This window comes from Streptomyces sp. NPDC031479, from assembly GCF_055581065.1.
This window is the reverse complement of record NZ_JBVIKC010000025.1, coordinates 21,565-36,191: the sequence shown is the minus strand read 5'-3', so window position 1 is coordinate 36,191 and position 14,627 is coordinate 21,565. Positions and strand designations below refer to the sequence as shown.

Annotated in this window: 9 protein-coding genes; 8 read left to right on the top strand and 1 reads right to left on the bottom strand. The window is 74.7% G+C overall.

The genetic code is table 11. The features are described from left to right. Window positions 1-295 precede the first annotated feature (295 nt). Genes ACZ5D2_RS25200 through ACZ5D2_RS25165 form a run of 8 tightly spaced genes read left to right on the top strand, consistent with a single transcriptional unit; the run spans window position 296 to window position 13,614 of the window. On the top strand, window positions 296-2,296 hold the full coding sequence (locus ACZ5D2_RS25200) for a hypothetical protein (RefSeq protein ID WP_468932160.1): 2,001 nt from the start codon (window positions 296-298) through the stop codon (window positions 2,294-2,296). Between the two features lie 27 nt (window positions 2,297-2,323). Next, window positions 2,324-3,511, top strand: a complete 1,188-nt coding sequence (locus ACZ5D2_RS25195) for a hypothetical protein (RefSeq protein WP_371675908.1) — start codon at window positions 2,324-2,326, stop codon at window positions 3,509-3,511. Further along, a complete protein-coding gene (locus ACZ5D2_RS25190; RefSeq protein WP_371675907.1) occupies window positions 3,508-6,060 on the top strand; it encodes a hypothetical protein in 2,553 nt (850 codons plus the stop codon). Before ACZ5D2_RS25195 ends, ACZ5D2_RS25190 begins: the two co-directional genes overlap by 4 nt. Further along, on the top strand, window positions 6,057-7,397 hold the full coding sequence (locus ACZ5D2_RS25185; protein WP_371675906.1) for a hypothetical protein: 1,341 nt from the start codon (window positions 6,057-6,059) through the stop codon (window positions 7,395-7,397). The genes ACZ5D2_RS25190 and ACZ5D2_RS25185 overlap by 4 nt, the downstream gene beginning before the upstream one ends. After that, window positions 7,394-8,977, top strand: coding sequence for a vWA domain-containing protein (locus ACZ5D2_RS25180; protein ID WP_371675905.1), 1,584 nt, complete (start codon window positions 7,394-7,396; stop codon window positions 8,975-8,977). Before ACZ5D2_RS25185 ends, ACZ5D2_RS25180 begins: the two co-directional genes overlap by 4 nt. After that, window positions 8,974-9,633, top strand: coding sequence for a 4Fe-4S single cluster domain-containing protein (locus ACZ5D2_RS25175; protein WP_371675904.1), 660 nt, complete (start codon window positions 8,974-8,976; stop codon window positions 9,631-9,633). Before ACZ5D2_RS25180 ends, ACZ5D2_RS25175 begins: the two co-directional genes overlap by 4 nt. Further along, entirely contained in the window at window positions 9,623-10,990 is a 1,368-nt protein-coding gene (locus ACZ5D2_RS25170) for a hypothetical protein (RefSeq protein WP_371675903.1), read from the top strand. Before ACZ5D2_RS25175 ends, ACZ5D2_RS25170 begins: the two co-directional genes overlap by 11 nt. After that, window positions 10,987-13,614: an AAA family ATPase gene (locus ACZ5D2_RS25165; RefSeq protein ID WP_371675901.1), complete on the top strand. Its 2,628-nt coding sequence runs from the start codon at window positions 10,987-10,989 to the stop codon at window positions 13,612-13,614. Before ACZ5D2_RS25170 ends, ACZ5D2_RS25165 begins: the two co-directional genes overlap by 4 nt. Here the strand turns inward: ACZ5D2_RS25165 and ACZ5D2_RS25160 are convergent. Further along, on the bottom strand, window positions 13,604-14,551 hold the full coding sequence (locus tag ACZ5D2_RS25160) for a coiled-coil domain-containing protein (protein ID WP_371675900.1): 948 nt from the start codon (window positions 14,549-14,551) through the stop codon (window positions 13,604-13,606). The genes ACZ5D2_RS25165 and ACZ5D2_RS25160 overlap by 11 nt on opposite strands. Window positions 14,552-14,627: the final 76 nt, after the last annotated feature.

Genomic DNA, 14,627 nt, shown 5'->3' with positions numbered 1-14,627 from the left:
GGACCGGGGCGAATGAAAGGTCCGAAACCAAACAGATGACCACTGAGCCGAGGGCTGTGCAAAACACGTCACATTCCCGCTCGGTTGTGCCACCATGATTCCGCTGAACGCTACGTGATCCCGGTTACATGTCGGGCGACAGCCGGGTTTCGCACCCACGTACGCGTGAACGTTGCTGGCGGTTTGTGCGGCGGGGGGCGGGAGTCGTCGGATGCGGGGGACCGGTATTGATCAAGCATGCCCCGTGTGCGGAACTCCCGAAGAGGGGGACCTGTGCACGGTCTGCCGGTGGCGGATGCGGGGCGACCCGGTCCTCGGGGACCTGACCGAGGAGGCCGCCCGCCGGGCGGCCGACGCCTTGGCGGCCGCCGCGCAGGGCTGGGACGTACGGGCGGTGGCGCTGTGCGGGAGCGTGGCGCCGGGCGCCGGAGCGAACGCCGGAGCGAACGCCGGAGCGGGCGCCGGGGCAGGCACGGAAGCGGGCCCCGGAGCGGGCCCCGATGCGGGTGAGGGCAGCGTCTCCGGGCGGCTCGCGGCCGTGGTCCGGGGAGGGCTGCCGCAGGCCGGTCCGGGCGCGTCGGGGTCACCGCTGGACCAGTCGGCGGGTCCATGGGAGGAAGTGTCGGTCCGCAGGCCGGCGCAATGGCTCGAAATGCTCGACGATTTGATCTTCGGGCGGGTCAGGGAATTGCTCTTCGTCGAATTCGACCCCGATCGCGTAAACATGATCAAGGCGTACCTGGACGAGAGCGGAATACCCCGCCAGAAGGACGCCGGGAGCGTGGACTGGGAGACCCTCGCCCCCACCCTGCACCCGCACCCGGAAATCCGCCGGTTCCAGCTGGCCGGGGGCATCGGCGAGATATCCCCGGTCGACAGGCGGGATTTCGACGCGGCCGTGCTGCGCCGGCTGACGGCGTCCTTACCGCCGCCCCGCGACCGCTCCACGGTGCTGCTGGTGGGCCACCCCGGCTGGACCCTGCTGGACCGCGCCGTCGCCACGCTCCGCCGCAGCCGCCCCCTGCGGGCCGAGCTGCACCGCCGGGACGGGCAGGCGTACGGCACCACGACGACGGACGCCGTGCGGGGGGTCCTGCGTACCGCGCCCCTTCCCGTGGACCACTCCCTGCTGCTGGTCAGCGCCGATCGGCGGACCGGCGCGGTGCACGTCCACCGCCACGTGCTCTTCCCCGCGGGCGTCCGGCTCCGTCCCGGGGCGGACGCGACCGCCACCGTCACGGTGCACGGCGGGGCCACCGGCAACACCTCCGTGCTCCTCCCCGTACTGGCCGGTCCCCCGGCGGGCGCCGACACGGGCCCGACGGTGCTGGGAGTGGGGCGGACCGCCCTCGGGGCCCTGGAACCGGCCCGGCTCACCTTCGTACTGCGGGGCCCCGGGGAGATCGCCCTCGCCGGGACCGGCGACGGCTGGCCCCGGCCCCACGAGGGCGGCGGAGCACAGGCGCCGCCCGCGCCGGACGGGGCGGAAGCGCCGGACGGGGCGGCACCGGCCCTCACCGCACTGGACGATCCCGACCTGAACCTGACCGCGCTGGTCACCGGCCTGCCGCGGCGGATCGTCCGCCCGCCGCGGCTGGAGGTGTTCTGCACCGTCGAGCTGAGCGGCGCGGACTCGGCCGAGACCGAAGAGCGGCTGGCCTTCGTACGGGACCTCATCGGTTCACTGGCCCGCCTCAGCGGTACCGGCAGCGCCCTGCGCGTCGGCGCCGTGGGCCACTACGACCACGCGATCCACGAGAACGGCTACGCCCCCCGGCGGATCCTGCTGATGCCACCGGTCCCGGCCGGGCCCGCGCCGGCCGCGCTCGCCGCGCTGGACGCCTGGGAGCCCGACCGGCGCCGCCAGGACACGGTGTCCTCGCTGGAGGACGCGCTCAGGACACTGGTGCCGCTCGCCACGGCGTCGCCCCACGGCGACGAGGCGGTACGACGGGTCGCCCTGATCGTCGCCCGCAGGCCGCCCGCCCCGCCCCGGCAGCACGGCATGGTGCCTTCCTGTCCGCTCGGCGCGGACTGGCGGGCCGAAGTCGACCGGCTGCGTGCCGCCGGAGTCCGCGTGATGACCAGGGCGGACCCGAGGACCGGGCCGACGCCCCCCGACCGGGCACGGGCCGCCGTCGAGCGCTACGGGGCCACGGCGTGGGCCGAGCTGTCCCGCGACGGTTCCTTCCGCCCCGGCGCGGACACGGCCGCCGACGTGGCCGAGGCGCTCAGTCCCACCTGGCAATGGGAGGGTCCGCCCTGCCCGTTGGCCTTCGCAAGTCCCTTGCTGTGATCGACCGCTCCGGCACGAGGAGACCCCATGGCCGAGGAATACTACGACCCGAACGACAGGCCCTCCGGCGGCGCGCCGGCCGACGGATCCCCGACACCCCTGGCGGGCGGCCCCCTGAAGCCCGCGCCCCCGCACCCCAACGGACAGCCGTGGTCCGGGCCCCCTGCCCGGCCCGCGGGCAACCCGTACCAGCAGGACCAGGTCCCCGTCATGGACGGCAACGCGGCTCCGGCGCCCATCCCCACCGCGCCGGCCGGCGCGGACGCCACCGACCACGTCCGCATAGGACTGTGGGGCGCGCCGCGCTCCGGCAAGACCAGCTTCCTCGGCGCGCTGCCGATCGCGGCGATGCAGGCCCAGCGGCACGGGCAGGGCAGCTGGCGGATCAGCGGCATGAGCAGGGAGGCCAACAACTTCCTCAACGACAGCGTGACGCGGCTCTCGACCCGCCGGATCTTCCCTGAGGCGAGCGTGGGCCTGCGCAGCATGAGCTGGTCCGTCCAGGGGGAGGAACCTCCCCCGGGCGGCCTGCGCAGGCGCAGCCGCAGGGCCAGCTTCGTCCTGGACATCAACGACGCGGCGGGCGAGGTGTTCCAGGCGAACAACCCGCTGCACGAGGAGATCACCGACCAGCTCGCCCGCGCCCAGGGCCTGATCTACCTCTTCGACCCGCTGGGCGACAGGGAGTCGGCGACGGAGAGCTTCAACTTCTTCTACGCGACGCTCAACGAGCTGAACGCCAGGGTCCGGGACAGGCGGGGGCACCACGACAACAGACTCCCGCACCACGTCTCCGTGTGCGTCGCCAAGTTCGACCACCCCGCCCTCTTCGAGCCCGCCATGCGGGCGGGCTGGGTCACCCAGGACTCCGTGGGATCCCGGCTGCCCCGCGTGCCCGCGCACCTCAGCGCCCGCTTCTTCCAGTGGCTGTGCGAGGACTTCCGGGGGGCCACCGCCCGGATGGTGCGGGACGGTCTGGCCACCTTCTTCCACCCCGACCGGATCACCTACTACGCGACCTCGGCCATCGGGTACCGGCTCAACCCGCAGCACATCTTCGACTACAACAACTACGCCAACGTGGAGGAGGTCGAGGGCCGCCCCCGGATCTGCACCTCCCCCGAGCCCATCAACGTCCTGGAGCCGCTGATCGACCTGGAGCGCAGGATCCACGCCAGGCCGGGCCTCTTCGGGACGAAGCGGAGCGGTCAGTGAGCGACGGTCCCGAAACCCACCGGCTGTCCGCCGACTGGTCGGTGGTGGGCAAGTACCCGGGGCGGACCATGGGGTACGAGGTCCTGCGCGGCAGCCTGCCGTCCGACCGGGCCGAGCGCTACTACTGGGGCGCGGCCACCGGCACCCCCGACGACCTGGAGGCCGACGGCGGACTGCCCTGGCGGGTGTTCCTCAGCGGCGTGCCGGGCGAGAGCCGCTCCGCCTGCGCCCTGGTCGAGACGACCTGGGACGGCAGCGCCGACGGCACCGGCGCCCCCAGCTACACCTGGCGCCTGCTCGTCGTGGACTGGATCCCCGCGAGCACCGCCCGGCTGACGTGGACCGCACTGGACCGGGCCGCCCCCCGTACACAGCCGGACCAGGCGGAGACCGCCGTGGCCGTCGACGCCGCCCGGACCACGGCCGGCGAACTCGCCGACGCCGTCGACCGGCTGGGCTTCGACTGGGCGGCCGGGATCGCCGCCCTGCTGCTGGAAGGCCGGCAGGTGGCGATCGTGCCGGCCCCCGGTGCCCGGCTCCCCGACACCGACGACCGGGTCCTGATCCTCGACGCCGTCTGCTCGCTCCTGCCGTACGGGTGCCGCGCCTGGCTGAGCGCGGCCACCTGGACCGGCCAGTCCGAGCACCGTCTGATGCTGGTCTTCGCGACCGCCGCGCGGACCGGCCAGGCCGAAGCCCGCCTGGGCGCGGGCGCCGCGGGCGGCCCCCCGTCGGAGCCGCAGACCGCCGTCGGGCGCGAGTACCTGAACGAGCTGCTGCGGCTCCGGGCCCGGCGGGAGTCCACCGCCGAACTCGTCAAGCACCTCCTGCGCGCCGGCGACGCCATCTCTTCCCAGGACCCGAAGGCCGCCCTGCGGGCGCTGCGCGAGGCGGACCTGCTGGACAGCGTGCTCACGGAGATCGGCCAGGGCGGCGGCGAACTCGTCGACGTGATGCGGGTGCTGGACACGTACGCGCCGAACGGCCTGACCGAGCGGCAGCTGGGAATGCTCCTGGCCTTCCTCGCCCGCCACGCGCCGGGAGAGGTGCTGCTGCGGTACTGGAGCCCACTGACCCCGCGGCTGCTCGCCGAGGACGTCCTGGCCGCGAGGGCGTCGCAGGCCACCTTCACCCGCGCCACGGACTACCTGAGGGTGGTGCGCGGCCTGGAGGCGTACCACCCGGGCGCGTTCGACGAGCTGTTCACGGCCATGGCGACGGCGCCGGGCCAGGAGCCCGGCTGGGTGGCCGCGCTCGTCTACCGGACGGAGCACGAGCTCGGGCACACCTCGGAAGCCGCCGACCGGGTGCTGATCGGCTCGCGCGAGGCGCGGGACGCCTGGCTGCGCACGCTCCTGAAGGACCGCAGCCACGACCTCTCGCCGCTCCACCGGATCGTCCGGTCGGCCCTGCGGGACGGGGGGAACGCCCCTGCCGGATGGCTGCGGTTCGCCGCGGTGCTCACCGGTGACCTGCGCGCCGGGCAGGTGGTGGCGTCCGACGTCAGCGAGTTCACCGACGCGGGTGAGGACGCCTGGCGGATCGCGCTGGACGCCGCCGCGCGCAACGGCACGCCGGCCGTGGTGGGCCTCATGTGGCCGCGCCTGCGCGAGGTCGCGGTGAGGACGGCCCCGCTCCAGCTGCTCACGGAGCTGAACAGGGTCGCCGCACCGGGTGGGCCCGGACTCGATCCTCAGGTGGCCGCCGACGCGGACCTGCTGTGCGCGATCGCCGGCGCCACCGTGCACGACGGCCACCGACCGGTCCCGACGATGCCCCGGCTCCGGGAGCTCACCGCCCCCGGCGCCGCCCGGCCCTACGCGTCCGCCGTGATCCAGCGGATCGACGCCGATCCCGACCTCAAGAGGCTCGCGGTCGAGGCGCTGCTGGGCGACAGGCCCGACCCCGCCTCGTGGACCGTGCTGACCCAGCTGATGAAGCAACGCCCCAGCACCGAGGAGGTCGTCTGCGACAGCCTGGAACGGCGGCTCGCCGAGGACCCCGGCCTGTGGATCGACGTACTGCCCGAGGAGCTGGTGACGGCCTTCGGCCGCCGGCAGCGGCTGGGCTGGCTGCGTCCCGTCTGGAAGCTGCGCAAGGCCGTCCTCGCCGGTGAGGACCTCGATCAACTGGCCAGGGTCATCGTCGAGGCCTGTCCCGACCGGCAGTTCTCCCCGCCGCTGCTGGTCGAGCTCGTTCCCCTGCTGTACAGCCGGGGAGCCCACGCCGTGTACGAGCTCGGATGCGAGCTGGACCTACGGGCGCCCGGACTGGGCATGGCCATGTACCGGGAACTCGGGCGGAGCGAGTGGGCCCGGGACCTGTGCGAGCAGCTGCGCCAATTCAGCTACGGGGAGATGGAGCGCCACCATCGGATCCTCAAGCGGCTGGGTGGCACCCGCCGGGATGCCCAGCCGCCTGCGCCCCCGTTCCCGCCCCCGGACCTTCCACGTCCGGCACCGCCGTCGCACCACGAGCCCGATCCGTGGCAGGCACCGCAGGAGAAGCGGGGAAGGCTGCGAGGCCTGTTCCCCTGGGGGAACCCATGACCGCCGCCTTCACCTCGGCCGTCGCCGTCGACGCGGGCTCCCGTTTCACGCGCATCGCCGTGCTCGGCGCCGACGGTTCCCCGGTACTGGCCCGGCTGTCCGGCTCCGTACCCGGCGAGGGCGTGCCCGTACCGCGGGAGACGGGCGCCCGCGGCGCCGCTCTGCGGGCGGCCTACGGGGAGTACTGCGGGAGCCATGGAATCCCCGACCGGGTGGTGCTGGTCGTACGGGAGCAGGACCGTGCCGGGGCCGCGGACCGGGCGGCCGACGCGCTGAGCGCCGTCCACGGCACGCGCCCGGCACCGCGGATCCGGGTCCTGGGCACGCCGCACGCGGTGCTGGCGCTGCTCCGGCACGCGGGCGCGCCGCCCTCGGAGCGGTACGCCGTCTGCGAGCTCGGCGCGAGCGCGGCGGAGGTGTCGGTGTGCGCCCCGGTCTCCGGCACCGTGGCCGTCACCGGCCGGGCGTGGCACGCTCCCGCCGACGGCTACGGAGCCGGACTCGACCGGGCGCTGCTCGCCGCCGTCGGGATGCCGGACGACGCGGCGGGACTGCGGGCGCTGGCCGGGGCCCGGGGGGAGACGGGCGCCGCGGAGCGGCTCGGCATCGCCCTGCGCCGCGCGGACAGCCATCGCGGCCCGTACTACGACACGGCCGTCCACCGGGTGGACGGGCGGGAGATCACCGCGGGCGTGGTGCTCCAGGCCCTCGGACGGCTCACGGAAGGACTCGACCGGGTGCTCGACGAGGCCCTGGGCGGTGCGCCGGCCCCGCCGGTGGTCGCGGTGGGGGGCGCGGCCCGGTTCGGCCCGCTGGCCGGGCACCTCGCCGCCCGGCACGGGCCGCTCGTGGCGCTGCCCGGTGACACGGACCCCGCCCTCGCCGCCGTCTTCGGCGCCGCGCTGGTCGCCGCCGGCCGGGCCGACCCGGGCGACCGCTACCCGCACGCCGTCTGCGTGGGTACCCACCGCGTCGTCGGCGGCGCTCCGCGGTCGCAGGAGCTGGTGATCAGCCCTGCCGGAGTGCTGGAACCCGGCGGCGCCACCGTCTTCGCCGAGACGGGCGGACACCGCGTCCCGGTGGCCGCGGGGACGGCGTCCCCCGCCGGTCCCGCGCCGCCCGTACGGGTGCGGGTGCGTGACGCCCGCGGTGAGCGCTCCGAGGCCGTGGGCACCCTGACCCTCCCCCCGGGAGGCGCGGGCGACCGCTTCCACGTGGGAGTACGCATCGCCGTCGACGGTACGGCCCATCTCGTGCTGCACCCGCTGGGCTCCGCGGCGCCCGGCGAATTCCCCCTCGGCACCCTGCCGACCGACCTCAAGGGAGCAGGTCCGTGAAGCACCCCACCCCGCCACGGGCACCCCGGTTCGCGCGCGTCGCGCGGGTCGGCGCCGCTCTGGTGACCGCCGTCCTGCTGGCCGCCCCGCCGGCGGCCGCACGGGCGACGACCACCGACCCGGCCCCCTCCCGCTCGGAGGTCTACCAGGCCCTCGGGCTGAACGACCAGCCCGCCGACTACGTCGTCCTCGTCGACACCTCCGGGTCGATGAACCAGGACGGCCGCTACGACACGGTCCGTTCGACCCTCGGCAGCTTCCTGAACGGCATGTCACCCAAGGACCACGTCGCGCTGTTCACCTTCGACTCCCGTCCGCAGCCGCGCTACATCGGCTCGGCCGGCGACAGCGCCGCGATCACGGCCAGGCTGCCCGCCGCACCCGACCCCGCCGGGGACACCGACATCGGCGCGGCGCTCGACGCGGCACTGACCGAACTGGAACGCGATCAGGCCTCGGCGGTCGCCTCCGTGGTGCTGCTCACCGACGGCGAGCACCATCCCGTCGCCGGCTCCGGCTACCCCGATTCCACCGGCCCCGCCTGGACCGCGCTGCGCGGGCGCGCGCAGGCCCTCGCCGGACGCACCGAACTGGCCGGGTACGCGCTGCCGCTGGGCAACGGAGCGACGGGCGCGGGCCTGCTGGGCGACGTCGTGAAGAACACCACCGTCCTGCGCCCCGAGAGCATCCAGGACCTCGGCTCGTACCTGGCCCGGGCCGGGGAACGCACCCAGACCCGCAAGGCGCAGCTGCTGCTGGCCGGGGACGTCGGGCAGGGGGTGACCGCGGAGTGGCAGGACGCCGGGCGCAGCGATCTCACGGACGGGTCGGCGACCGCGAAGCTCACGCTCCGCTCGACCTCCCGGCACGTCCCCCTGACGGTCACCGGCGCGAGCGCCTCGGTCGGCGATCCGTCCGTCACGCTGGACGGGCTGCCGGGGCAACTGACCCTCCAGCCGGGCGAGTCCCGGTCCTTCGACGTACGGCTGAGGGGCCGGCTGTCGGCGGGTCCCCTGCCGTACCGCCGGGTGAAGGACGCCGACACCACGCTGAAGCTGTCCGGCCGGGTGACCTCCCCGTGGGAGCAGGCGCTCGCCCCGGACGTACGGCTGAACGTTCCCCAGCAGGTGCGCGTCACGCGGGCGGCGGTGCCGCTGCGGGCCACGGTGGGGTCGGCGGCCTTCCTGCCCGGGGTGCTGGGCGGTGCCGCGCTGGTGCTGCTGGCCGGCTGGCTGTACTGGCGCAGGATCCACCGGCCGCCCCTGCGGGGCGAGCTGCTGCTGACCCGGGTGTTCGGCGACGCGTTCACCGACCGCGTCGCGCTGACCGGCCGCGCGGTGACGCTGCGTCCCCCGTCGGTCGGCGGCCGGGGCCGCGTCCACGGCCGGCGCCGGTCGACCGACACCGGGCCCAGGATCGACCTGCTGATCCGCTACACGCCGGACGGCTCCACCGCCCGGGAGGCCACCGCGACCTGTCTCCCCGACCAGGAGGTCGTCGTCAACGGGGTCTCGTTCACCTACGTGTCCGGGCGCTTCGCGTCCGGCCCGTCCGACACCCTCATCGGCGGGCCGCGATGAACGCCGCCACACCGACGCTGAACGTCGCCGCGACCCGGGTCGGCACGCAGGCGCTGGGGCCGGGCCTGCGGTCGGTGCTCTGGGTGCAGGGATGCCCCTTCCGCTGCGCCGGCTGCATGTCGCCCGACTGGATACCCGAGCGGCCGGCCCGGTCGGCCGAACCAGCGTCCCTGGCAGCCGAGTTGCTGAGCGATCCGCGGGTGGACGGCCTGACCTTCTCGGGCGGTGAGCCGATGCTGCAGGCGGCCGGACTCGCCGAGGTGGCACGGCTGGCCCGGGAGGACCGCGAGCTCTCCGTGATCTGCTTCACCGGCTACCGGCTCGAACGCCTCCGTGCCGCGCCGCCGTCCCCGGGGGTCCCCGCGCTGCTGTCCGCGGTCGACGTACTGATCGACGGCCGGTACGTGGCGGAGCTGGACGACGGCCGCGGACTGCGCGGCAGCGCCAACCAGCGGATCCACCACCTCACCCGGCGGCTGGCGGACTGCGGTTACGACTTCGCCCGCCGCCCCAGGACGGCCGAGATCGCCATCAGCGGCCCGGAGGCCCTGCTCGTCGGCGTACCGCCGGCCGGGCTGCTGGCCGCCTTCGACGCCGCCGTCGACTCCGTCCGATCCGACACGCCCACCGGAAGGGAACTGCCCCATGAGCGGTAGGAAGCGCATCCAGGTCGACGAGTCCGAGTGGTACCGCCTCCAGCGCAACGCGCAGAAGCTGAAGGAGGTGCAGCGCAACCTGCCCCGGCTGATCGACGACGTCCGCAAGCAGACCCGCGCCGACATCGACCGCACCTTCGGCAGGGTCGAGGAGCGCCAGCGCCGGCACGAGGAAGTGGTGCGCGGCCTCAGCGCGCAGACCCGGCAGCTGGAGGCCGACACCTCGCGACGGCTCCAGGAGCAGGCCCGGGACCTGCACCGGACCCTCGACGAGACCGCGGGCCGCATCCGGGAGGAGTCCCGCCGCGAGCTGGCCGCACACCAGGAGGCCGTACGCCGGGAGATCGCCGCGGAGCGCGCCGAACGCCGTGCCGAGACGGCCCGGCTGTCCGGGGAGATCGACGTGATGAAGCAGGACCGGGCACGGGCCGAGGAGACCGTCCGCTCCTGGCTCTCCGACAGCCGGGCCATGGCCGGTCTGATCGAGGGGTCGCTGCCGCACGAGCGCTACGCCCCCGGAGAACTGGACCGGCTGACGCGACGGCTGGCCACCGCCGAGCAGAACACGGCGGGCGGCCGCTTCGACGCGGCCCTGGCCGTGGCGCAGGAGACGTACCACTCGCTCAGCGAACTGCGGCTGGAGATCGAGCAGCGCGAGCTGGACCGGTCCTGGGCCCAGACCGCCGCCGTGGAGGCCCTGGTGCGGATCGAGAAGCTGATCGAGGGCAACCGGGAACGCCCCGTCCTCGGTCCGGACGGCCAACCCCTGGCCGGGTACACGCTCGACGTCGTCTACTGGTCGGCCGGGGAACTCGACGAGCTGGGCCGGGAGACGGAGCGGGCACTGTCGCTCGCCCGCGACGACGGGACCGACACCGGCGAACTGCACGCGCTGCGGGAGCGGGCGCCGGAGCTCGAAGGCGCACTGGGAGACACCGTGGAACGGGCCGGCATGCGCCAGCTGGCCTCGCAGATCCGGGTGAACCTCGCCGACGCCGTCGCCCAGACCCTCAGTGACTACGCCTACTACGACCTCGTCGACGGAGAGTACGAGGACGCCGACCCCCGGGGCGCCTACTACGCCAAACTCCGCCACGACAACGGCAACGAGATCGTCCTGGACATCTCGCAGGCCGTCCAGGACGACGGGGAATGCGTCATCCGGGTGCACTCCTACGACCACGACACCACCGCCGAGGCCGATCTCACCGCCCGGGCCCGGGCGATCGGACAGGGGCTTGCGGCGGAGGGCCTGCGGGTGTCGGAGCCGGTGGGAGAGAAGGGCGACCCGGACCCGCTGCTGCGCGACATCGAACGTCACCGCACCCGGCAGCGGCCCCGGCCCGGGTCGGCATGACCGGCGCCGCGACGCCGCCCGCGGCCGGGCCGGGCGTGGAACGGTTCCCGGCCTCCGTGCTGCGCGGCGGTGAACCGTTCGCCGTCCTCTACGGCCCCGGCGTGGACGACGTCTTCGTCGACGGCACCCACCAGGTGCGCACCCTGGAGGAAACCCTGTGGCGGCTGCTGCGCGCCGAGGGCTACGAGCGGATCGTCTTCAGTTCCCTGCAGGATCCCGTCTACTTCCGCGACGACGCCTCCCGGGGCCTGTCCCGCAGCGCTCCCGCGCCGCGCCGGGCGCCGCGCACCATGCGCCACTCGCAGCTCAAGGGCCCGCTCGGCGGCATGCTGGTGTCCGGCCTCGGCCCGCGCGGTGCCGCCGGGGAGCAGCGGGAGGCCCCGGCCGGGGGCGGCGCGGGCGGCGCCGGGCCCGCACCGTCGGCGATGGGCGTCTCCGATCCGTTCGGGGTGATGACGCTCGCCGGGCACCTGCGGCAGCGCGGGCACCGGACCGCCGTGGTGTTCCCGTATGCCGAGGAGGTCCTGCGCCATCACAGCGCGGCGCGGCAGCTGGCCCACGCCATGGCGGACTGGTCCCAGCAGAGCGACGGCCGCAACCTCTGGGTGCTGGTCTTCCGCAGGCCCACCCTGGAGGGAGTGGCCGGGTTCGTCGAGGGACAGGGAGGCTATCCGCTGCTGGAGACCTTCGTGCGCCAGCAAATGGACACTCCGGGGCGTCCCGGTACGGCCCGGATCGGATTCCCGCAGGCGGCCGAGGTGGAACGGCTGATCCACGCGACGCGGCTGCGGGAAGGGCTGCGGATCGGCGACTGGCGGGAACTGGCCCCGATCGTGCGGGCCATGGCCGGACAGCCCTGGAAGGCCCGGACCTGGCGCACCGAGCTGGTCCGCCTGGCCCGGCAGGGCGGCACGCTCGACGCCGAAGCCGTCCGGGGCTGGGTCGAGGGTGCCGATACCGACCCCCGCCCGGCCTGGGAGCGGCTCGCCGCCATGCCGGGGCTGGACGCGGTCAAAGCGCACTTCGAGCAACTCCGGGCCCAGGTGGAGACCGCCGCGGCGCTCCGGGCCGCAGGTCACACCGGCGTGGCCGAACCCCCCTCCTTCCACCTGGTGTTCGCCGGCAATCCCGGGACCGGGAAGACCACCGTGGCCCGGCTGGCCGGTGAGATCTACCGGGACCTGGGCCTGCTGAGCCGGGGCCACGTCGTCGAGGCGAAGGTCCGGGACCTCGTCGCCGGATACGTCGGTCAGACGGCCGCACTGACCGACGAGGCGGTGGAACGGGCCCTGGACGGAGTGCTCTTCATCGACGAGGCGTACGGACTCAGCGACCAGGGCGACGGGTTCGGGAACGAGGCGATCCAGACGCTCGTCAGCCGCATGGAGAACGACCGCGGCAGACTGGCCGTCATCGCGGCCGGATACCCGGACAAGATGCAGGAGTTCCTGAACTCCAACCCGGGTATGCCGAGCCGGTGGACCGTCCTGGACTTCTCCGACTATCCCCCCGAGACCCTGATCGCGATCCTCCTCGGGCGGCTCACCGCGCGCGGTCCGCGCCTGAGCCCCGAGGCCGAGGAGCAGCTGACACGGATCGTCGCCGGGATGCACCGGACCCGGGACGCGACGTTCGGCAACGCGCGGGACATGCGGACCCTCGCGGACGGCATCTACACGCGGTGGTCCGCCCGCGTCCGCCGCCACGTCCACCGGCCGGTCGTACCCGAGGACATCCCGGAGACCTACCGGGCGCACCTGACCCCGCCGGCCCCCGACCCCGTGGCCCTGCTGGCGGAACTCGACCGCTACGTGGGACTGGGCCCGGTCAGGGAACACCTCACGCAGCTGGCCAACCGGCTGCGGCTGCGCCAGGCCAAGGGGGGAGGCGGGTTCGCGGCGCCGCACCTGCTGTTCACCGGACCGCCGGGGACGGGGAAGACCACGGTGGCCCGGCTGGTCGGCAGGATGTTCCGGGACCTCGGCCTGCTGCGCAAGGGGCACGTGCTGGAGGTCACCCGCGCCGAACTCGTGGGCGTCCACATCGGGGAGACCGCCCCCAAGGTGCAGAAGGCCGTGCGGGACGCGCTGGACGGCGTCCTGTTCCTCGACGAGGCCTACAGCCTGGCCCGCGACACCTCGTACGGGGGCTACGGGGCCGAGGCCATCGACACCCTGACCCGGGAGATGGAGCACTGGCGGGGCCGTCTGGTCGTGATCGCCGCGGGCTACCCGCGGGAGATGGCGGAGTTCCTCGACTCCAACTCCGGGCTGAAGTCCCGGTTCACGGAACCGATCCCGTTCCCCCCGTACTCCACCGCCGACCTGGTGGAGATCCTGCGCCGGTCGGCCGCCGCCGAGGGTTACACCCTGGGGACGGGCGTGGCGGACCGGGCCGCGCTCTGGCTGGAGCGCAAGCGCGCGGCCGATCCGGCCGGATTCGGCAACGCCCGGACGGTCCGCGGGCTGCTGGAGGACATGGAAGGCGCGATGGCGGCCCGGTTCGCGGTGCACGGCTGGCCGCGGGGACCCGGTTCCGGCCCCGGCCCCGACCCCGTCGTCCCCCTGGAGTTCGAACCGGCGGACGTCCCGGATCCGGCGGTGGGCGGCCCGGTCACCGGATGACCGAACGCCCCTCCGCGTCCTGGGAGTCACGTGCTTCCAGGACGCGGCCCAGCGCCCGGTCCGCCTCCCCGAGCCGCCGCTCGATGTCCGCCACGGTGGCCTCCACCTGCTCCAGCGAAGCCGTCTCCGGCCCCGCGCCCCCGGATCCCGCCGGGGCGAGGAGGGCCCGCGCGAGGTCGCGGTTGGCCTCGGCGTAGAGCCTCAACGACACCAGCTGTGCGCCCCGTTCGGCCCGGACCCGCTCCAGGAGCTCCTGCCCGGACGCGAGCGCCGCCGCGCCCTCGTCATGCTCGCGCTCCTCGACCGCCAGCGCGCTCTGCACCGCCGCGGCCCGTTCGAGCACCTGCCTGGTCTGCGGACCCAGGGCGGCCAGCTGGTCGTCCGAGAGGCGGATCAGCGCGTCGCCGCTCGTGCGCAGCGCGTCGTCGACCCCGGCGTCCCGGCCGCGCAGCGCGGCCAGCCGCTCCCCGATGACCTGCTGCTGCTCCCGGAGCGCGTCCAGCGCGACGACCAGCCGTTCCAGCCGGCGCAGTTCGTCCACCTGGCGGCGCAGCTCCCCGTGCTGCTCCAGCCGGGTGCGCAGGGCCTCCTGCGTTGCCACGAGCTTCTCCAGCTCGGCCCGTTCCTCCGCGACGCGCTCGGTCACCTCGGCGAGCCGGCGCACCAGCGCGTCCGTACCGCCGCCCACCCGGTCCCCGGGCATCGCGGCGGCCAGCAGCGCGGGCAGCGCCCCCTCCAGTTCGCGGCCGTGCTCCAGCGCGTCGTCCAACGCGTACAGGGCCCCGAGCGCGCGGGCGCCGCCGGCGTCGGCGCCCACCCGGCACACCGCCGCCGCGGCCCACCGGAAGGCGCAGCCCAGCACGCGCAGAGCGGCTTCCACGTCGTCGACGCCGGTGGCGCCCAGCGTGTCGGCTATCTCTCGTCTGGCGTCGTCCATGGCGATCACCGTATCGCCGTGAACGCGCCCGCGACCGGCACTTGCGCGACTACTCTTCCCGGAGCGGTTCCACAGC